We start from the raw sequence: 20797 nt of genomic DNA, 5'->3' as shown, positions 1-20797 counted from the left end.
CCAGCGTTTCCGGCGGCAACACACGAGCGAGTGCCTCGCCGGCCGCGGGACCCGCAGCCCGATCGGACGATGTGTTCTCGGTCACAGATGGAGCCTTTCTGGGTCGCCGTCAGCGACCCGATCCTGGTCCATCCACGGCTTACACGGTTGTCATGACACGGCCCGTCCAGCGACAGTGATGCTTGGCTGCGGCGAACCACACCACCCGACTACCAAGACCGTCACCTCAGCCCTCTCCTCTCTCCCTCGGCGGCTGGGCCTGAGGCTGGCCGACGACGGCGAGGACATTGGACGGCTCGTCGCCGTCACCGACGACGCCCGAACCGACCTTGTCACGCGCCTCGTGAACCAACCGCCTGGTCGCACATCCGACCGGGTTCGTCACGGCATCGCCCTGTACCGTGCACGCGGATCCACCGAGCACGACAAGCGGTCCGCCATCCTCGTACTGGCCGGAATTATCGAGGAGCGCCGCCAACTCCTGAAAGACAATCTCGTCAAGAAGGACGAAGGTGCACTCTTCGACATCGCCAACAACTTCGCCCTACGTCACCAGGACCTGAAGCAGCAACGCGACTACGACCCAGCCTTCCTAGACTGGATCTTCTGGTGGTACCTGGCAACGATCGAACTCAGCGAACACCTTCTTGCACGCCCCACCTCGAAGGAACCGATCTCCCTGGCCCACGCGTCTAAGACAAGACCCGGACGGACCTCCCGATCACGCTGCCCGAGCCGCTGGCCAACCTGGTCCGCGAACTCGTCGCCACCCGCAAGGACAGCACCATCATCACCGCGCCGGACAGCAAGCCCTGGCTGTTCCCAGGCAAGCGCCCCGGCCACCCCATCGGCGACGACGCACTCAGCCAACGTCTGCACCGCATCGGCATCAACCCCCGACAAGACCGCTCCACCGCCCTGTTCGCCCTCGCCACCGAACTCCCCGCGGCCATCCTGGCCCGCACACTTGGCATCAACATCAACATCAAAGTCGCCGTCGGATGGCAACAAGCCGCAGCCGGCGACTGGACCACCTACGCCGCCGACATCGGCCGACGTAGGACACCACCACGCGTCACCGCAGGGAAACCCGGGGACGGACCCGACCTGAGGCCGGCACCGGAGCGACCCAGTCCGAACGGGACGAGCGGTCGACCTCCACGCGCGCCAGTGAATCGTCCCAAGCTGGACTTCGACCAGGAACGAGCACCCCTGCCATGCCCAACACCAGCACGCCGGACAACACGCGCACAACGCCGATGCTTCGGGACGGCTTCAGTCTGGCTCAGCGGCTGCGGCCGGAGGACATGACATCCTTCGTCACGCCGGAATCCGATCTGTTCTCCGTCGGGCACCTGGGTGTGCCTGACGTCACCGCCGAGGCGTGGGCCCTGGAGGTGGGCGGAGCGGTCAAGCGCCGCCTGACCCTGTCCCTCGACGATCTGCGGGCCATGCGACAGACGCACATCACGTCGGTCCACGAATGCGCCGGCCACCCTCTCGCGCCGACGATCCCCCAACGGCGAGTGGGGAACGTCCGGTGGGGCGGCGTCCGGCTCAGTGACATCCTCGAATTGGCCGGTATCGACGAACAAGCGGCCTACGTCATCTCCGCCGGCTGTGACCATGGCGTGTACGGGTCCGAGTACCACGCGCGTTACGAGAAGGATCTCCCGATCACTAAGGCCCTCGACGGCACGACACTCGTCGCTTTGACCATCAATGGAGATCCGCTGCCCGTCCGGCGCGGAGGGCCGGTTCGCCTCGTGGTGCCGGGCTACTACGGGACCAACTCGACCAAGTGGCTCACCGCCCTCGCGGTTTCCGACCGGCGCAGCACCAGCGCCTTCACCACGACGTACTACATGGACCCGCCAGAGGACGGCTCGTCCTCTGCCACCCCGGTCTGGGCGCTGGCCCCGACCTCCTGCATCGTCTCGCCCGTGAACGGACAGGTCCATGTCGGCACTTCTGTCGACATTTGGGGTTGGGCCTGGGCGTCCGACCCGGTCTCGGTAGTCGAGGTGAGTGGACCGCCCCGGCTTTCGTGGAGACGTGGTCCTTTGTCTCATGCTGCTGCCGGGGACTGCTCGGGTGTGTCGCGCCAGTAGTCCTGTTCGAACTCCAGCGGCGGGCGATGCCCGCACCACGAATGCAGCCTGTCGTTATTGTACCAGGAAACCCATTCCGCGGTAGCCATCATGACCTCCGTGGCATCATTCCACGAGTCTTTGTGGCCGATCACCTCTTTCTTGTAGAGCGCGTTGACAGACTCCGCCAACGCGTTATCGTAGGAGTCGCCTTTCCGGCCGACAGAACGCGCGATTCCCGCGTTAGCAAGTCGTTCGGCGTAGCGGATCGCGGTGTATTGCACGCCCCGGTCGCCGTGATGGACGAGCGCTTTGCTGAGCTTGTCTTTGCGGGTCCACAATGCCATGTCCAGCGCGTCGAGGGCGAGTTCGGCGTGCAGGGTGGCAGCGACCTTCCAGCCCACGATCGCGCGGGAGTAGGCGTCGGTGACGAACGCGGTGTAACAGAACCCGCCGCCGGCCAGCTCAACGTAGGTGATGTCGGTAACCCACAGCTGATTCGGCGCCGGAGCACGGAAATCCCGGTCCACCAGGTCACACGGCCTGCGCGATTCCTCACCGGGCACCGTGGTCCGCGGCCGGCGACGCGTCGCCGCGACCCCGGACATACCATGGGTACCCATCAGCCGCTCCACCGTGCAACGAGCCACCTCCACCCCCGCACGGCGCAACTGTTTCCACACCTTCCGCGCACCGTACATTCGTTTCCCTTTCTCCTCCCACGCGACACGAATCAACGGCAGCAATTCCTCGTCCCGCACCGCCCGCCGAGACGGGTTTCCCTCCCGTTTCTTCACCGCGTAGTAGGCCGACACCGGAAACTCGATAACCTCGCAGATCGGCTCGACCCCGAAATCGCTGCGATGCGCGTCGACAAACCGCGCTATCGCGGCGGTCGAGGGTTGATCTCCTGGGCGAAAAAAGTCGCCGCCGCCCGCAGGATCTCATTCGCCCGCTCCGTCTCACGCAGCCGCTGCTCCAGCTCCCGGATCCGGGCATACTTGTCCGCCTCCGAACCCGACACGACCCCGCCCGAAGGCCGCCACCCCTGCGCGTCCTTCCGGACCCACACCCGCACCGTCTCCGCGTTCAGCCCCAGATGCTTGGCCGTCCGTGCGATCGCACCACGCCCCGGACCAAGCTCCCGCTCCAGCTCACGCACCATCGCCACCGCACGTTCCTGCAGCTCAACCGGGTGCTTCCTCGAATCCGCCATGCCGTAGATCCTTCCCAAGACCCACAGCCTCCAAGATCACCGGGGCGGTCCACACCGCCCATTCCTCCGGACGTGTTCAGCGTGCGCCGCCGGCGTGCTGTTGCGGAATCCCCGATGAGGGACGCCGCAAGACAGCCCGATAACGGTCATCGAGTCGACGCGCTCGTGGGGTCTCTGTGGTGTCCGTGCGCGCACAGTCTCGGCGATCCCATCTTGGCGCTCGGACGAGTCGCGATCCCATTGAGACGTGACGACCGCATCTATAACTGGGCAGCAAATTCAGCGGCAAGTCAGAAAAGTACCAACCGGTTGTTGGTTGAACCTGGCACTTGGCGTGTCTTGAAGGGCTGACACAGAATGGCTGGTTCGCTCATGATCGTTCACTCTGTTGGAGTCTTCCTTCACTCGATAGTGATCGTGAAGAGTCATGATGACTTTGTGGGTCGCGTGGCGTCGGGGACGCGCGTTGGCCGTCTTGAGGGGGATCTTTTCCAATGTCGCGTCCGTCAGTGGCGCGTGGCTTAAGGCTGCGCACGTTACCCATGGTGTTCCTGATGCTCGCCGGCGCCGTTGTGGTGACGGCGAGTTCGCCGAAGAGTTCGCTGCCGGCCGCGGTCGTGCCTGTCGCGGAGGCGCCGGATGCCGCCAGCGCGTTCGCGGCCGCCCGGTTGCAAGGCACCCCGGTCGGGGTGGCGAACCAGACCGCTGAGGCGAAGAAGGTGCTGGCGAACCCGGACGGGACGTTGACGGCGCAGCTGTCGCCGCAGCCTGTGCGGGTCCGCAAGGGCGACGGCTGGGTGCCTGTCGACACGGCGCTGACCTCCGTGCCGGACGGCACGATCAGACCGAAGGCGGCTGTGGCCGACGTGGCGTTCTCCGCCGGTGGCGAGGGGCCGCTGGTGCGATTCTCGCGCGCCGGTAAGAGCATCGCGTTGCGGTGGCCTGGTTCGTTGCCGAAGCCTGAGCTTGACGGCTGCACGGCCAGGTATCGGGAGGTGCTGCCCGGCGTCGACTTAGAGATGCAGGCGGAAGCCGAGGGCTATAGCCAGCGTTTCGTGGTCAAGACTCCAGAGGCGGGGCGTAACCCCGCGCTGTCGTCGATCAAACTCGCGCTCGAGACGGAGGGCGTGCAGCTCACGTCGGATGGAACCGGCAGGGTCCAGGCCGCCGATGGCGATGGGCAGAAGGTTTTCGTGGCGCCCGCCGCGACCATGTGGGACGCCAGGGGACGCGAGAGCACGAGCACGCCTGTCGAGGTCGTGATCGATCGTTCGGTGATGACGTTGAAGCCGAACGCCGCGATGCTGGCGAATCCGGGCACGCGGTACCCCGTGGTGGTCGATCCGGACATGCGGTCGCCAGGGCAGAGCATGTGGGCGAAGGTCTTCCGCGGCTACCCCAACGACTCCTACGTCAACGGTACGGGTGACGGAGACGCGTGGGCGAAGGTCGGCAAATGTACCTGGAGTGAATGCGGCAACATCGACCTCGCACGTACTTACTTCCAGTTCGATACGGCTTTCCTTGCCGGAAAAGAAATCAAAACGGTCGATTTCAACACGGCTGTGGTGCACGGTCCGAACTGTGACCCGAAGGAACACCAGCTCTTCATCGCTAGAGACAACATCTGGTGGGGCACGACCTGGAATAACGCACCCGGTGGGGATCATGTTTCCACCGTCTGGGTGCCCAGCAACTGGAACTCCTGCTCGGGGAACAAGCCGGTTGGCTTCCCTGTCGGCCTCTACATCAACCCGAACGGTTCTTCGACCTACTTCCTGCAGGCGAAGTCTGAGACAGACTCGAGCGCGTGGCGCAAGTACGACGTGCCGAGCACGATCCTCCAAATCACCTATAACACGAAGCCGAACCCGCCGTATGACATGAAGACCGACCCGCCGCTGCCCGCCCCGTGTCGCTGGTGTGGCGGGGTGCCGTATGTCGGGGATCCGTCCATCCGGTTGTTGAGCAGGTTGTCCGACCCGGACGCCAATGACCAGCTCCGTCCGGTCTGGGACATCTATGGCGGGGCTCCGGACCAGCGTGCGCCGGCGATCTACCAGGCGTCGGGTGCCTATCACAGTACTGATGTCGATCTGACGAAGCGTGACGGGCAACGTGTCTCATGGACGGTATGGGGACACGATTCCGCGGATGGCGGTGACTGGCGAAATGGGCCTGGCCCGTTCATGGTCGACCGGACGGGTATCGGTATCAAGCCGACTGTGACAGCACCGCTCTACAAAGCGGATAATGCTTGGCATGGTGGTGTCGGTGTGCCGGACGTGTTCGAGTTCGATGCGAGCGACGCGACCACCAAGGTCACGGACGTCGATCACTATCTCTATGGCTGGGCGGATCCGCCCACGACACCGGTGGATGCGGTCTCCCTCGGCGGTAAGGCTTATGCGAAGCTGACCCCGCCTGGTGACGGGCCGCGGGACCTGTTCGTGCAGAGTGTCGACCGTGCCGGGCATCGCAGTCCGACGCAGACGCACCATTTCTACGTGCGGGCGGGTAACGGTCCGTTGGCGCAGTGGTCGTGGGAAGGCAATACGAAGGACACCGCGACGCTCGGGTTCCGCGACGCGACGTTGCACGGCGGCCCCGTCTATGTGCCCGGTAGTACCGGGTCAGGTGTCAAGCTGGACGGCGTCGACGACTACGTGACGGCGCCGATCTCGGTGAGTACGTACCCCAGTTTCTCCTTCTCCGGCTGGGTCAATCTCGCGGAGAAGAAGCCGGGCTGGTCAACACTGCTGAGCCAGAACGCGTCGACGACGGCGATGGTGAAGCTCGGGCATACCGGCACCGCGACTGACCGGTGGGCGTTGGAGTTCCGGCCCGGGAACGACCCGGCCACGGTGCCGACCAAGGTGTCATCGCTCAACACCGCGCAGACGAACACCTGGACCCATCTGGCCGGTGTCTACGACTCCGGGGCACAGCAGGTCCGCCTGTATGTCAACGGCGATCTCCAAGGCAGCGCGACGTGGACGGCCCCATGGCCGGCGACCCACGAGTTCGCGGTCGGGCGCGCGATCGTCAACAGTGTCGGGTCGGACTACCTGGCCGGTGCGGTCGATGAGATCCGCACGTATGACCGCGTGCTGACCGATGCCGAGGTCAAGTCCGCGGTCACCCGGGACAACGTCACCGCCGGCTACTGGAATCTCGACGACGCGGACGGGACGACCGCACGCAACGCCGCCGCCGGAGGCGAAATGGCGGTCCTGCAACCTGGCTCCAGGTTCGCTCCTTCGGGCGCTGTCAACGGAGCAGCAACCTTCGACGGAATCAAGGGCTTCGCCGCCACGTCGGGACCGGTGGTACGGACCGATCAGAGTTACGCGATCACCGCATGGGTGCGGCCGGACAAACTCGGTGACATGACCGCCGTCTCGCAGGACGGCACGGCGGTGAGCGGCTTCTATCTCAAGCAGATCAACGGTTCCTGGGTCTTCGGGATGAACCCGAGTGACGCGACCGGTGGCACTGCTGCGGAGGTCAGATCGGCGGCGAACACGGTGCAGACCGTGCCGTGGACCCATCTGGCCGGCGTGTACAACGCGACCACCAAAACCCTGACGCTCACCGTCAACGGGACACAGATCGCGAGTGTTCCGGCCCCGGCAACCCCGTGGCACACCGGAGGGCCCTTTGTCATCGGGCGAGGAAAATACGGTGCACCACTCGGCTTCTGGTCCGGCGGTGTCGACGAGGTGCGTGCCTACAGCCGCACGCTCGACCTCGCGGAGATCCAGGGCATCGTCGCCCAGAACAACGTCACCGCCGCCACCTGGAAACTCGACGGCGACGCGCAGGACACCTCGGGCATGGCGAAACACGGCACCGCGAAAAACGGTGCCCAATGGGTCGCCGGGCAAACAAGCTACCCGGACCAGACCGATCTCGCGGTGAACCTGGACGGCATCGACGACTACGTCAGCGCACCCGCGCCGGTCGACAGCAGCATGAGCTTCTCCGTCGCCGCCTGGGTCAAGATGACCACCAAGACCCCGGGTTGGGGTGCTGTGGTGAGCCAGAGCGGGCAGAACGTGTCCGCGTTCAACATCGGCTACACCGGCGCGAGCGACGACCGGTGGGCGTTCGCGATGCACGGCCCCGACAGCACCGCGCCGGCCGCGGTTGTCCGCGCGCGCTCGGCGCAGCCGGTCCAGACCGGCGTCTGGACGCATCTCGCCGCGAACTACGACAGCAACTCCGGTGAGATACAGCTGTATGTGAACGGCACCCTGTCCGGGACCGCGACGTTCACGGCACGGTGGAACGCGACCACCGAGTTCGACATCGGGCGCGGCAAATGGGCCGGTAACTGGTTGGACAACTTCGGCGGTGCGGTCGACGACGTCAAGGTCTACAGCCGCACCCTGTTCACCGACGAAATCCGCACCATGTCGGGCCAAGATCTGACCCTGGTGCACAACTGGCAGCTCGACGAATCCAGCGGCACCAAGGTCGCCGACTCCACCGGCGCCCGCACCGGAACACTCGAACCCGGGACACAGTTCGCGCCCGGACGGGTCGGAAACGCCGTCCAGTTCGACGGCAAGACCGGCGCCATCGGAACCACCGGCGTCGACTTGCGAACCGACGAGAGTTTCAGTGTCTCGGCGTGGGTCTACATGGACCGTAAATCCGACATCGTCTCCAAGCTCACGGCTCTGAGCATCGATGGCGAGCGGACCAGCAAGTTCCGGCTCGGGCACGTCGCCGACGAGATGAACGCGACCTGCTTCGATGGAGTCTTCGAGAATCCGAACGCCTGTGGCAAGTGGGTGTTCGAGATGGCGGAATCCGACTCGGATGCGGCCCCGGTCACCAAAGCAGCTGTGTCCACGTTGCCGGCTGAAATCAACACGTGGGTGCATCTGGCCGGTGCCTATGACCGTCAGACCAAGAAGACCTGGCTCTACGTCAACGGAAAGCGCGTTGGGGATGGAACGTTGAACGCGCGCTGGCAGGCGTCCGGAGCCACTCAGGTCGGCCGTGGCCTGACCGCGGACAAGCCGAGCCAGTTCTGGACCGGCAGGGTCGACGATGTCCGCCTTTACACAACGGCGCTTGACCGGGACCGGGTGTCGAGCCTGTACAAGTCGTATCCCGCTGCTGACGGTGGTACTGCGACGTTGCCGGTCGCGGATGCGGGGCATTGGCGGTTCGATGAGAACGCCGGGCAGATGGCCATGGACGCGAGTGGCCGTGGATCGACCGTGGCGTTGAAGGATGGTGCCGGGTGGGGCGGCGGGATGAACACGCCGGGGTTGCGTTTGGACGGGGCCAGCGGCTACGCGCAGACCTCTGGGCCGGTGCTGGATACGGCGAAGAGCTTCTCGGCCGCGGCCTGGGTTCAGCTGACGAAGACCGACGGCGGCTACTACTCGGTGTTCGGGCAGGACGGTGCTCGGGTCAGCGCGTTCCAGGTCCAATACGACGGGGGCGCGAAGAAGTGGCGTGTCGTCGTCCCCAGTGAGGACAAGGACAACCCTCCGATTGTCGCGCTGTGGGCCGGCCAGGCTCCGCAGGCGTACCAGTGGACGCACCTGGCCGTGGTGTATGACGCTCAGTTCCGGCAACTGAAGCTGTACGTCGATGGTGTGCAAAGCGCCGTCCAGGTGGGAGTCACGACGATTCCGTCGGCCGGGGCCTTCTCGATCGGCAGGGCGTGGTGGAACGGCGGGAACGCCGGCTTCTTCCCGCAAGGAATCGACGACATGCGGGTCTTCTCGCGAGCACTCACCGACGGCGAAGTGCGCAAGGTGCACGACGACGCCCCCCGGGGTGACGGTGGGGCCTGGCGGTTCGACAACGGCACGGGCAAGGATTACAGCTGGCGCGGTAACGCCGTCGTCCCGGCCGGCGGTGCGTCCTTCGCGCTGGGTGTGAGCGGTACCGCGCTCAAGCTGAACGGAATTGACGGACAGGCCACCGCGCCGGAGCGGGGTTTGGCCATGCAGGACAGCTTCACCGTGTCCGCCTGGGCCAACCTCTCCCGTACCGATCAGGTCGCGACCGTGTTGTCGCAGGACGGTGCGCGGATGAGCGGTTTCACCCTCCAGTATCGGCCGGAAGCCGGGCGGTGGACGTTCGGCGCGACCGCACAGGACGTGGACGCGTCACCGGTCTCCTACGTCAGTTCGTTCGACCCGGCGGTCGTGAACCGGTGGACGCACCTCACCGGGATTTACGATCAGGCCGCTCGTCAGCTTCGTCTGTATGTCGATGGGCAGTTCGCGGGTAAGAAGGACGGTGTCGTTCTCTGGCAGGCGAACGGGGCCTTCGCCCTCGGCCGCGGCAAGACCAACGGCAAGGCAGCCGAGTTCTTTCCCGGAATGATCGACGAGGTCTACGCCCACTACGGAATGGCCTCCGACGCAACGATCAAAACCTACGGCAGCTTCCCCACCCCTGATGGCGGCCAGCTGGGCAGCTACGTCGACGGTGCGGGGCGCAAGCGGACCGCGAGCACGAGTGCCGCCCCCGCCGCCGGTTACCGGTTCGAGGAGAGCCTGGGCATGCTGATCGACAGCGCACAGCTCAACACGCGTGCGCTGTACTCCTGCCAATCCGGTGCGGACTTCTTCACCTCGACCGACACCGCCTGCGAGGGTAAGACCAAGATCGGTGAGATCGGCTCCGTGTACACCCAGCAGCCGACCAACATCCCCACCATCCCGGTCTACCGCTGCACCTCGTCGGCGACCGGGCACTTCGACAGCCGCCAGGCCGACTGCGGGGGCGCGACCCAGGAATCCCTCCTCGGGTACACCCTCGCCTACGCGCCACTCGTGCGCTACTACAACAACGCCGCCTACGACCACCTCAGCACCACACAAGCCGCCCGCCCCGGCTACTACGCCGAATTCCGGCACGGGTACCTGTCACTGCTCCCGCAGACCGGAACACAACCGCTCACTGCGTGCGTGAACGATGCTGACCAGTTGGTGTCACTCGACACGGCTTGCGAGGGCAAGAGTGTCATCGGTCCGCTCGGACAGCTGTGGACACAGCGGCCGGAAGGGCCGGACGTGCAGGTCCTTTATCGGTGCGGCAGCGGAGGCATCGAGTCGATGACCAACAACAGCGACAACTGCGGCGCCATGGGCAACGACCGCTTGCTCGGCTACGTCATCACCAAGCTTCCCCAGATCGAACCGGTCTTCGCCGCATCGAGCAGCGGAACCACGGCAGGGCGCGAACCCGCACCTCCGGCAGGGACCGGCGGCGGATAGACCGCCGCCGGAGTTCGCGACCCCGATCGACCACAGCCATTTGAGGCATCCCCCAGACCGTGGGGCAGGGTCTCACTGCGTCCAGCCTGGAGAACCGATGCGACACAAGCCCTCCGCACACCGCCGTAGCTCGAGAGCTCTGACCGTGGCGCTGATCTGCTCGCTGGTCGTGACCGGCGTCAGCACTACGCAGATCGCGAACGCGGCCAATGGCTGGAGCGTCGACTCACCGAACATCGACCCGATTCCGGTCACACAACAGACGATGGCCGGTCGGGCCATCGACGACGCGAGTCGTGCCGCGCTCACCGGAGACCAGCCGACCGGGTCCACGACCCCCGACGGCGTCGGCACCAACAGGGCGACGTCCCTGTCGCCCACAGCGACCTGGGACGTCTCGGAGCAGACCGGGGACTTCGCTTGGTCGTACCCGTTGCGTGTGCCCCCGGTGCCGGGGAACCTGACACCCAGCCTGGCTCTGTCATACGCGTCTTCGACGGTCGATGGACGTACCAGTGCCACCAACAACCAAGCGTCGTGGGTGGGTGACGGCTGGGACCTCAATCCAGGGTTCGTCGAACGCACCTACGGCGGGTGCCAGGACGACAAGGAAGGCGGGACCACGCCGCCCAAGGTCGGCGATCTGTGCTGGAAGAGCGACAACGCCACCGCTGTCTACAACGGGATCGGCGGGATGCTGATCCATGACACTGACAAGAAGATGTGGCGGCAGAAGAGCGACAACGGCGCTCGTATCGAGCATCTGACCGGTGCCGCCAACGGAGCCCGTGACGGCGAGTACTGGAAGATCACCACAGTCGACGGTACCCAGTACTTCTTCGGATCCGCGCCGGCGTCCAAGTCGACCTGGACCGTGCCCGTCTTCGGTGATGACGCCGGCGAACCCTGTCATGCGGCGGACAACACGTTCGCCAACTCCGCTTGCACCCAGGCCTACCGCTGGAACCTCGACAAAGTCGTCGACCGGCACGGCAACCTGATCCTTTACAGCTACGACATCGAGACCAACAACTACGGGCAGAACCTCAAAGACGCAGCCGTCTCATACGTCCGCGGCGGCACACTCAAAGAGATCCAGTACGGCCTCCGTGAAGGTGATCCCGCTCCCGCGGCGGGGAAGGTGAGCTTCACGACCGCGGAACGTTGCGTTCCCGGTAGCCTGTGCGTCCTCGAGAAGCCCGAGAACTTTCCCGACGTCGCCCTGTCGGACCGATGCGACAACGCGACATGCAAAGACCACTACACCCCCACATTCTGGTCGACCAAACGCCTCGCGAAGATCACCACCCAAGTACGCGCGGGCAATGGCTACAACGACGTCGACAGCTGGACGCTCGAGCACCTGTTCCCCAACCCCGACGACGGTAACAAGGCCGCTCTATGGCTCAAGTCCATCGCCCATACAGGCCACGTCGGCACACCCATCGCACAACCCAAAGTCACGTTTGAAGGCAAGAAACTGCCGAACCGGGTCGTGAAAGAAGATGGTGTAGGACCTCTGAACCGCTACCGGCTCTCCGCCATCGTCTCCGAGGCCGGTGGTGTCACCACCGTCAACTACGCCCAGCCTGACTGCACCGCGACCTCTCTGCCGGACAAGCCGGAGAACAACACCAGACGCTGCTATCCGGTTACCTGGACCAAAAAGGACTTCGCTGAGCGGACCGACTACTTCCACAAGCACGTCGTCGACTCCATCGTTCAGTCCGACCGCCTCGGCTCGAGCTCTGAACAGGCCACCAGCTACGCCTACCCCGAAGGTGCGGCCTGGCACTTCACCACCTCCGAGTTCACCGCCGAGAAAGACAAGACCTGGAACGAGTTCCGCGGTTTCGGCAAGGTCATCGTCCGCACCGGCAAGCCCGACGATCCCAGCGGACCGATCAGCTACACCGAAAGCCGCTACTTCCGCGGTATGCACGGGGACAAACTTCCCAACAACGGCACACGCACAGCCGACGCCAAAGACAGCGAGGGCGGCGTCCACGTCGACGAAGACTGGCTCCAGGGACTGGAACTGGAAACCGTCACCAAGAACGGCGAGGCCGGGGCGGTAGTCAGCAAAACGATCACCGAGCCCAGATGGGAAGGACCCACGGCGACTCGGGGCGCTTTCAAGGCCTACATCGTCCACGCCGGTACCCAACGCGCGTTCACCGCGCTCGCAGCGGGCGGCTGGCGAGTCACGAAAACCACCACCGACTACGACTCCAACGGCCTCCCGACGAAGGTCCACGACCTCGGCGACGCCAACGTGACAGGTGACGAACGCTGCACGACCACGACCTACGCACAGAACACCGAACGATGGCTGCTGAACTACCCCTCACGAGTCGAAACACGCGCGGGCGCCTGCGGCTTCCTGCCTCAGTATCCGCGCGACACCATCTCCGATATCCGAACGTCGTACGACGGTCTCGCGAACGGAGCCTCGCCGACCGTCGGGGATGTCACGCTGACTGAAGAGGTCAACGGGTATAACGGCTTCACGCCGGTCTACCGCACAGTCACCAAGTACAAACGCGACGTCCATGGACGTGCACTCGAGACCACCGACGCGGACGGCAACACCTCGACCGCCGTCTACACGCCCACGACCGGTGGCCCCGTCACCCAGTTGGTCGCGGCCAATGCCCTCGGTCACAAGACGACCACCGTTTTCGAACCCGCTTGGGGCGTTCCGCGGCTCATCACCGACGCCAATAACCGGGTCGCGGAAATCACCTACGACGCGCTCGGGCGGAAGACCGAGATCTGGCAGCCAAACCGGCCGCGCTCAGAGAAGCCTCAAGGCAACGCGCGTTTCGTATATGACGTTCGCAATGACGCGCCCAGCTCGGTCACGACGACCCAGATCGGCCCCAACGGCAACTACGCTACCTCGACGACGATCCTCGACAGCTTCTACCGAACGCGGCAAGTTCAGGCGCCGGCTCCCGGTGGCGGCAGGCTCCTCACCGACACCCGGTATGACTCGCAGGGCCGTGCTTACAAGACCACCCAGGCGTTCTACAACGACAAGCCGGTCGACACCTCACTCTGGGAGGCCAGCGAAGTCAAGGTTCCCGGGCTGACGCAGCTAGAGCATGACGGCGCGGGCCGTGTCATCGCCTCTACCTATCGGGGCGGGACCAAGGAATGGCGGACTAGCACGAGCTACGGCGGGGACTCGGTCAGCGTCACACCACCCGCAGGCGGTGTCGCGACCACAACGATCACTGACGCCCGCGGCCGCACCAGCAGCCTTCGCCAGTACCACGGCGCGCAGCCGACCGGCGACAACTATGACGAAACCAAGTACGACTACACCGTCGCGGATCGGCTCGCCACGCTCACCGACTCAAGTGGCAACCGCTGGTCCTATACCTACGACATCCACGGTTCGCTGATCCGCTCCGACGACCCCGACCGCGGGGCCACCACTTACGCCTACAACAAGCTGAACCAGCAGACCAGCAGCACCGACGCCCGCAACACCACCCTCGCCGTCCGCTACGACAAGCTCGGTCGCAAGACCGGCGTCTTCAAGGACAACCTCGACGGAACGAAGCTCAGTGAGTGGGTCTACGACACCGCGTACAAGGGCATCGGGCAGCTCGCGTCGTCAACGCGCTGGGTCGACGGCAACGCCTATGTCAAGAAGGTCAACGTCTACGGACCGCTGTACCAGCCGACGACGCAAACGATCATCATCCCGCCGATCGAAGGACCGAAACTCGCAGGCACCTACCAGTCGTCTCTCCAGTACAACCCCGATGACAGCCTCGGCGGTGTCAGCATTCCTCAGGCCGGCGATCTACCGGTCGAAAGTATGCTCCTCGTGTACGACGACCTCGGCAACCCGGTCAGCACCGAGGGCAGTTGGGGCGACGCCGAGTATCAGGACTACGTCTCGGCGACCGAGTACACCCGCTACGGCGAACCGCAACGTCTCTACCTCGGCGGCAAGAGCAGCGCCAGCAGCAACGGCAAACGGGCCTGGCTGTCCTACTACTACGACAGCAACACCCGGCGTCTCGACCGCACCATCGTCGATGCCGAACTGCCGCAGCCGATGCAGACTGACACCCGCTATGACTACAACCCCGCGGGCAACCTGACCTCGATCACCAATGCCCCGATCGGGCAGCCTGCCGACAAACAGTGCTTCGGCTACGACTACCTCCAACGCCTCACCGAGGCATGGACACCGAACGGAGACTGCGGGCAAGCCCCAGCTAGCGCCAGCCTTACCGGGCCTGCCCCGTACTGGCAGTCCTTCACGTACGACAAATCAGGCAGCCGCACCGGAGACACCCAACACTCGCCCAGCGGGAACGTCACCCGCAAGTACACCTACGCCGCACCGGGGACACCGAAACCACACATCCTGAACTCGGTCGCCTCAGAAGGACCAACCGGGACTAAGACGGCTCAGTACACCTACGACGAGATCGGCAACACCAAGACCCGCCCCGGCGTCACCGGCCAGCAGAGCCTCGACTGGAACGTCGAGAACAGGCTGGAGAAGGTCACCGACGGCGCTGCGGCGACGAGTTTCCTCTACGACGCCGATGGTGAACGGCTCATGCGCCGCGACCCGACCGGGACCACCCTCTATCTCGGGCAGCAGGAGGTGCGGCTCGACAAGGCGAGCGGCAACGCGACCACGACCCGGTACTACACCCACGGTGGCTTGGCCGTCGCGATGCGCACCGGCGGTGTGCTGAGCTGGCTCGCCGGCGACCACCAGGGGACCACGCAGGTCGCGATCAACGCGAACGACCTCACGGTCAAGCAGCGGCGCCAAACACCGTTCGGGGTCCAGCGCGGTCCGGGTGTCGTGATGCCGGGCGAACGCGGTTTCGTCGGCGGCACCAACGACGCCTCAACCGGCCTGGTTCATCTCGGCGCTCGTGACTATGACGCTGACCTGGGCCGGTTCGTCTCTTTGGACCCGATCATGCGGCCGACCGATCCGCAGCAGATCAACGGCTACAACTACGCCAACAACTCGCCGGTCAACCTGAGCGACCCGAGTGGCACGGAACCGTGCCGCGCGAACTGTGACTGCATGTACACCGGCAACTGTGGTGGGGGCAGTGGAGCGTGGACGCCGCCGGTAGCTCCGCCGCCATCGCCCAAGGACACGCGTCATGCGTATCCGAGTTCCTTCGGCAATGACACGCCGAAGATGTCGTCGAAGCAGCGCCGAGCCACCTGGCAGACCCGGTACATCAGCTGGAAACACCTTCCGGTCGCGCAGCGTCCGGCGGACTTTGCCCAGTTCGAGTTTGCGTTCTGCTCGGAATTCCCTGATGTTCGCGCCTGCGACCCTGCTCCACTAAGTTGGGAGGAAAACCTTCAAGCCGCCGCGTTCTTCTTCCCCTGGGGCAGACTCGGTAAAGCAGCCTGGGAACTCGGCGTGGGACTCACCGCCTCCAAAGCTGCAACAGTCGGCGCTGGTGGAGCTGTACCAGTCGCAGCAGGCGCCGGCGCGGCAGCGGCAGCGGGTGGAAAGGCAGCTGTTGGCGCAAGTGGCGCATCTGCAAACGCTGCGCGGACCTTCGCCTCGGCCGACCCCCATGTCGCCAGCGTGGCGAACGCGGTTGAGGCGGCGATGCCCGGCAGAGTGATAGGCGTCAACACACAGGCAGTCATGTCGAACGGCCTGAAGCGCGAGATCGACATAGACCTTGGCAACCTCGTCGTGCAAGTCAAGAGCGGCAATGCTCGTGGCCTAACTGGACAGATTTCCAAGACGCAGGCCACTACGGGTAGGATGACGATCGGATATGCTCCAGGGATTAGCGACGCCGCCTGGAGCAACGCAGCAAGAGAGGGTATTGCGATTTTGCGAACACCTGAAGAGCTAGTCGCATATGTGCGGGAGTTTGGGTGAGAGGCGGATTTCTAATTGCTCTCGACCCCGGGCTCTTTCGGTGCGTGGAGCGCGCCCTTGTCGAATTGGGTGCGGAAACCGCCTCAGATGATCTAGGTGGTGCTGCGGTCCAGTTTGCTGGTGTAGACGGGCGCCTCTTCACGTTGTTCGATCGGGTTCCTGTTGGGACGGAGTGGGAGGTGCGCGAAGGTCCTTTCAGGGCCGCTCACGGCGTCCAGATTCCTGACATGCAGCAAGTTGCCGCTTGTCCTTTCGAGTGTCGATGGCCAGACCTCGTTGTTCATGTGGCCGAGATCGCGGCGCAGGGTGTCGAGTCGCCGATTTGGGTGCTCGACGGTGACGGAGTGGTGTGGGATGCGGAGCGCGTCGACCCACGAGAGGTGCGGTTATGAGTCTTTCCGCGTGGTAGGTGCCCGTCGTTAGCATCTTTCGTCAAATGAGTGAAGAAGGCGGTCGCGATAATCATGGGCTACCTGGACGGGTCGCGCGGAGAACGCTGCTGCCGGGCTCTGGAAAAGGGGCACTGACGGCGACGAGCCGGACATCGAGATCGCCACTGGTATACCGACAGGCGGGCGCATGCATACGATCAAGGGTCGAAGGCACTTCGAGGACTCAATAGCAGGCTGCGCCGCAACCAGAACGCGGACTATTGCGATCGGGTTGTCGCGCAGATTCTTGCCGATGAACTCACGTCGGTCCTGCAAGGTGGCCGATGAGCGCCTACACCATTGCGGCCATCGGTGCACTCATCGATAGCAATCGGCAATTGGTCCCTGTTCTTGAGGAGCATCTCATTGACAATGAGGGTGAGGTGCTGCCGCACTCGTGATGGCCGACGTTGTCCGATGGTTGGTGGAGCATCGCACCTCTCACCCCGCAGTCTGCAGATCGGTGGTTGGTTGGCTCGAAGAGGAGTTCAGGCGGGGGCCAGAGGAGGTCCGCGGCCTGATCACCGTGAGCGGTGTCGAGATGATCCCGGATCCCGGTCAACCCGGCGCTGAGCTTCGAGAACTGTTGGGGCCTGTTCTTCGTGAGGTGGACCCGTGGCGCGCCTGATCCTGTCAGTCCTCGCTCGCGACGATAGTCGGGCGCAAGATGCTCAACCAGGAAAGCTAGCTGATGACTGTAAAGCTAGGTCGACCCAGCTGCGCCGTTTCCGATTGCGCAAGCCCAGCGGCTGGGCGCAGTGCTGCCTCTGTGGCTGAGGCCCGGCGGTCTCGACTGCGTTCTGGAGGGCGGGGGCAGGGTGAAAACCGATGCTGGCCCCGGTGCGGTTCGCGTTGGGTCGGCGTCGACAACGGCGGCGGTGTAAGGGCCCGAGACCTTCCAGGAAGCCGCGACCTCGAATCGAAAGCGAGCACGGATATCAGCAACGTGATCGCGGCCGCGTGTCGAACGCTTCGCAGGCCTGCGCCGTCTCCGATTGGGCTCCGTTGCTGAAGTAGAGCCTGATACAGGTTGGTACAGGGCGGCACTCGTCCCCGGCAAAGACTGGCGTTGACCTGCACGAACCGGCAGTATTTGATACTGAACGCCAGTAGGTGACATGGCTGACTTGTGGACTTTTAATCCGAGGGAATCTGCAGTTCATCGACGTGGGGTGGAGCCGCACACTGCGGGCGCTCCTGAGGAGAACTACCCAGTCGGGTTACACAGCTGGAGCAGAAGATGTGACCCCAGTTGACGTGGGTGGGAGGGCGTGCTCCAGACTTGCTCCAGCTACTGAACAGTAACTGAAGTTCGGCGTGTCAATTCTCAAAGTGAGGTAAAACGAAAAAACCGCCCTACCTCGGCAAAGTTGCCAGGTGGGCGGTGTTTCGTCATTGTGGAGCTAAGGGGACTCGAACCCCTGACCCCCTCACTGCCAGTGAGGTGCGCTACCAGCTGCGCCATAGCCCCGGAGCGGATTTGTACTCCGCATCTCGTGTGTCCATACATTACACCGCCCGCGAGGGCTGTTCACGCGGGGGTCACGCTATGCGGTCCCGATCGTCGGAACCGGCACTGACCTGCATCTTTGAGACTTATTTTTAGACGTGTATTGACTCCGTGTGTGACCGCCGTTACGTTTTCGACCATCGTGACGCCGAGGTCCCCGCCCGCTACGCCGCGTCTCCACTGGGCTCCGCCTCAGCTCGCCCTGCCCAATGACGCGGAGGAGGTCCTCATGAGGGCCAGAACAGCCCTGATAGCCCTGTTTTCCCTGGTCGGAGCACTGATCGTGGTGGCTCCGGCGGCACAGGCGGCCATAGTTCCCGATACCTGGTACACGGTGACGGCCACCAGCGGGAAATGCGTGGACGCGCGTGCCGCCGGGTCGGCCAACGGGACGGTCGTCCAGCAGTACGCCTGCAACCAGACCTTTTCCCAGCAGTGGCAGTTCCAGCCGACCTCGGGCGGCTACTTCCGGGTCAACACGCGCAACAACCCCGCGCAGGTGTGGGACGTCGCCGAAGTGTCGACGGCAGACGGCGGGCTCATCCACCTGTGGGCCTACGGCGGCGGGAACAACCAGCAGTGGCAGCCGGTCGAGGAAAGCGGTGGGGCGTACCACTTCGTGAGCCGCAACAGCGGCAGGTGCCTCGATCTCCCGGGCCTTTCGACGCAGGACAGCACCCAACTGCAGCAGTACTCCTGCAACGGTTCCGGCGCCCAGTCCTTCCGGCTCACACCGGTCACCGGCACCGCCAACCCCGACCTCGGGCCGAACGTGCTCGTCTTCGACCCAGGCATGGCGCAGTCGGCGATCCAGACCCAGGTCAACAGCGTGTTTTCGCAGCAGGAGACCAGCCAGTTCGGCTCGAACCGAAAGGCGCTGCTGTTCAAACCGGGTTCGTACAACGTCGACGTCAACGTCGGGTTCTACACGCAGGTGCTCGGGCTCGGCCTCTCGCCGGACAACGTGACGATCAACGGCGCGGTGCACGCGGAGGCCGACTGGTTCCAGGGCAACGCGACGCAGAACTTCTGGCGTGGCGCGGAAAACCTGTCCGTGAACCCCAACGGCGGCACCGATCGCTGGGCCGTTTCGCAGGCCGCGCCCTACCGTCGCATGCACGTCCGCGGCAACCTGCAGCTCGACGACGGCGGCTGGTCCAGTGGCGGCTGGATGTCCGACGTCAAGGTCGACGGCCAGGTCCGGTCCGGCTCGCAGCAGCAGTGGATCTCGCGCAACTCGCAGTTCGGCAGCTGGAGCGGCTCCAACTGGAACATGGTGTTCGCCGGAGTCAACGGCGCGCCCTCGACCAGTTTCCCGAATCCGCCCTACACCACGGTGAACACGACGCCGGTCGTGCGGGAGAAGCCGTACCTCTACGTCGACAACGCGGGCGCGTACCAGGTGTTCGTGCCCTCCACGCGCACCAACGCCTCGGGCATCACGTGGGGCGCCAACCAGCCGGGGTCGTCGCTGCCAATCAGCCGGTTCTTCATCGCGAAGCCCGGTACGACGGCGTCGCAGATCAACGCGGCCCTCGCCGAAGGCAAGGACCTCCTGATCACCCCGGGCGTCTACCACCTCAACGAGACGCTGCGCGTGACGCGCCCGGACACTGTCGTCCTCGGCCTTGGCCTGGCGACGCTCATCCCGGACAACGGCATCAGCGCGATGACGGTGGCCGACGTCGACGGCGTCAAGGTCGCCGGTGTGCTGATCGACGCGGGCACCACGAGTTCGAACACGTTGATGGAGGTCGGCCCGGCCAACTCCGCGCAGGATCACGCGGCCAACCCGACTTCGCTGCACGACGTGTTCTTCCGCATCGGCGGGGCGGGCGTCGGCAAGGCCACGAACAGCCTTGTGGTCAACAGCGACGACGTCATCGGCGACCACCTGTGGATCTGGCGCGCCGACCACGGCAGCGGCGTCGGGTGGAACACCAACACCGCCGACACCGGCCTGATCGTGAACGGCGACGACGTCACGATGTACGGCCTGTTCGTCGAGCACTACCAGAAGTACCAGACGCTCTGGAACGGAAACCGCGGCCGGACGTACTTCTACCAGAACGAAATGCCTTACGACCCACCGAATCAGGCCGCCTGGATGAACGGATCGACGCGGGGTTACGCGGCCTACAAGGTGGCGAACTCGGTGACGAACCACGAGGCGTACGGGCTCGGCAGTTACTGCTTCTTCAACGTGAATCCGAGCGTGGTCGCGGATCGCGCGATCGAAGCGCCGAACAACCCGAACGTGAAGTTCCGCAGCATGGTCGCGGTCTCCCTCGGCGGGAACGGGACCATCGCCCGGGTCGTCAACGACCGCGGCGGACCGGCGAACTCGGGTTCGAACGTGGCGAATCTGGTCGCCTATCCCTGATGGACCCCGGTG

The 20797-nt window shown here is 64.6% G+C and carries 7 protein-coding genes and 1 tRNA gene; 4 read left to right on the top strand and 4 right to left on the bottom strand.

Going from position 1 to position 20797, the window contains the following annotated elements:
• Window positions 1–226 precede the first annotated feature (226 nt).
• A complete protein-coding gene (locus ACZ6YV_RS38340; protein WP_465514285.1) occupies window positions 227–385 on the bottom strand; it encodes a hypothetical protein in 159 nt (52 codons plus the stop codon).
• 832 nt (window positions 386–1217) lie between these two features.
• Between ACZ6YV_RS38340 and ACZ6YV_RS38335 the strand changes: the two genes are divergently transcribed.
• The gene (locus ACZ6YV_RS38335) at window positions 1218–2111 is read left to right on the top strand and encodes a molybdopterin-dependent oxidoreductase (RefSeq protein ID WP_465514284.1); all 894 of its coding nucleotides are present in this window, start codon (window positions 1218–1220) and stop codon (window positions 2109–2111) included.
• Here ACZ6YV_RS38335 and ACZ6YV_RS38330 read toward each other — a convergent pair.
• Both ACZ6YV_RS38330 and ACZ6YV_RS38325 read right to left on the bottom strand, forming a co-directional pair.
• Window positions 2069–2977, bottom strand: coding sequence for an IS3 family transposase (locus tag ACZ6YV_RS38330; RefSeq protein WP_465514292.1), 909 nt, complete (start codon window positions 2975–2977; stop codon window positions 2069–2071). The two genes, ACZ6YV_RS38335 and ACZ6YV_RS38330, sit on opposite strands and share 43 nt — an antisense overlap.
• On the bottom strand, window positions 2974–3306 hold the full coding sequence (locus ACZ6YV_RS38325; protein ID WP_465514283.1) for a transposase: 333 nt from the start codon (window positions 3304–3306) through the stop codon (window positions 2974–2976). Before ACZ6YV_RS38325 ends, ACZ6YV_RS38330 begins: the two co-directional genes overlap by 4 nt.
• Before the next feature lie 494 nt (window positions 3307–3800).
• Between ACZ6YV_RS38325 and ACZ6YV_RS38320 the strand changes: the two genes are divergently transcribed.
• Both ACZ6YV_RS38320 and ACZ6YV_RS38315 read left to right on the top strand, forming a co-directional pair.
• Complete coding sequence (locus tag ACZ6YV_RS38320; protein WP_465514282.1) at window positions 3801–10559, top strand: LamG domain-containing protein; 6759 nt, start codon at window positions 3801–3803, stop codon at window positions 10557–10559.
• Between the two features lie 145 nt (window positions 10560–10704).
• Window positions 10705–16461 (top strand): RHS repeat-associated core domain-containing protein, encoded by a 5757-nt coding sequence (locus ACZ6YV_RS38315; protein ID WP_465514281.1) that lies wholly within the window; start codon window positions 10705–10707, stop codon window positions 16459–16461.
• A gap of 1829 nt (window positions 16462–18290) precedes the next feature.
• Here ACZ6YV_RS38315 and ACZ6YV_RS38310 read toward each other — a convergent pair.
• Window positions 18291–18363 (bottom strand) — tRNA-Ala (locus ACZ6YV_RS38310).
• A 268-nt stretch (window positions 18364–18631) separates the two neighbouring features.
• On the opposite strand from ACZ6YV_RS38310, the gene ACZ6YV_RS38305 reads away from it, so the two are divergent.
• A complete protein-coding gene (locus ACZ6YV_RS38305) occupies window positions 18632–20785 on the top strand; it encodes an RICIN domain-containing protein (RefSeq protein ID WP_465514280.1) in 2154 nt (717 codons plus the stop codon).
• Window positions 20786–20797 lie beyond the last annotated feature (12 nt).

Source organism: Amycolatopsis sp. NPDC102522, from assembly GCF_055584485.1.
The sequence above is the reverse complement of the archived record's forward strand: the minus strand, read 5'-3'. Positions and strand labels throughout refer to the sequence as shown.

Coding starts and splice junctions, on each gene's coding strand:
- ACZ6YV_RS38335 (WP_465514284.1), top strand. CDS start 1,218: ATGCCCAACACCAGCACGCCGGACAACACGCGCACAACGCCGATGCTT.
- ACZ6YV_RS38325 (WP_465514283.1), bottom strand. CDS start 3,306: ATGGCGGATTCGAGGAAGCACCCGGTTGAGCTGCAGGAACGTGCGGTG.
- ACZ6YV_RS38320 (WP_465514282.1), top strand. CDS start 3,801: ATGTCGCGTCCGTCAGTGGCGCGTGGCTTAAGGCTGCGCACGTTACCC.
- ACZ6YV_RS38305 (WP_465514280.1), top strand. CDS start 18,632: ATGAGGGCCAGAACAGCCCTGATAGCCCTGTTTTCCCTGGTCGGAGCA.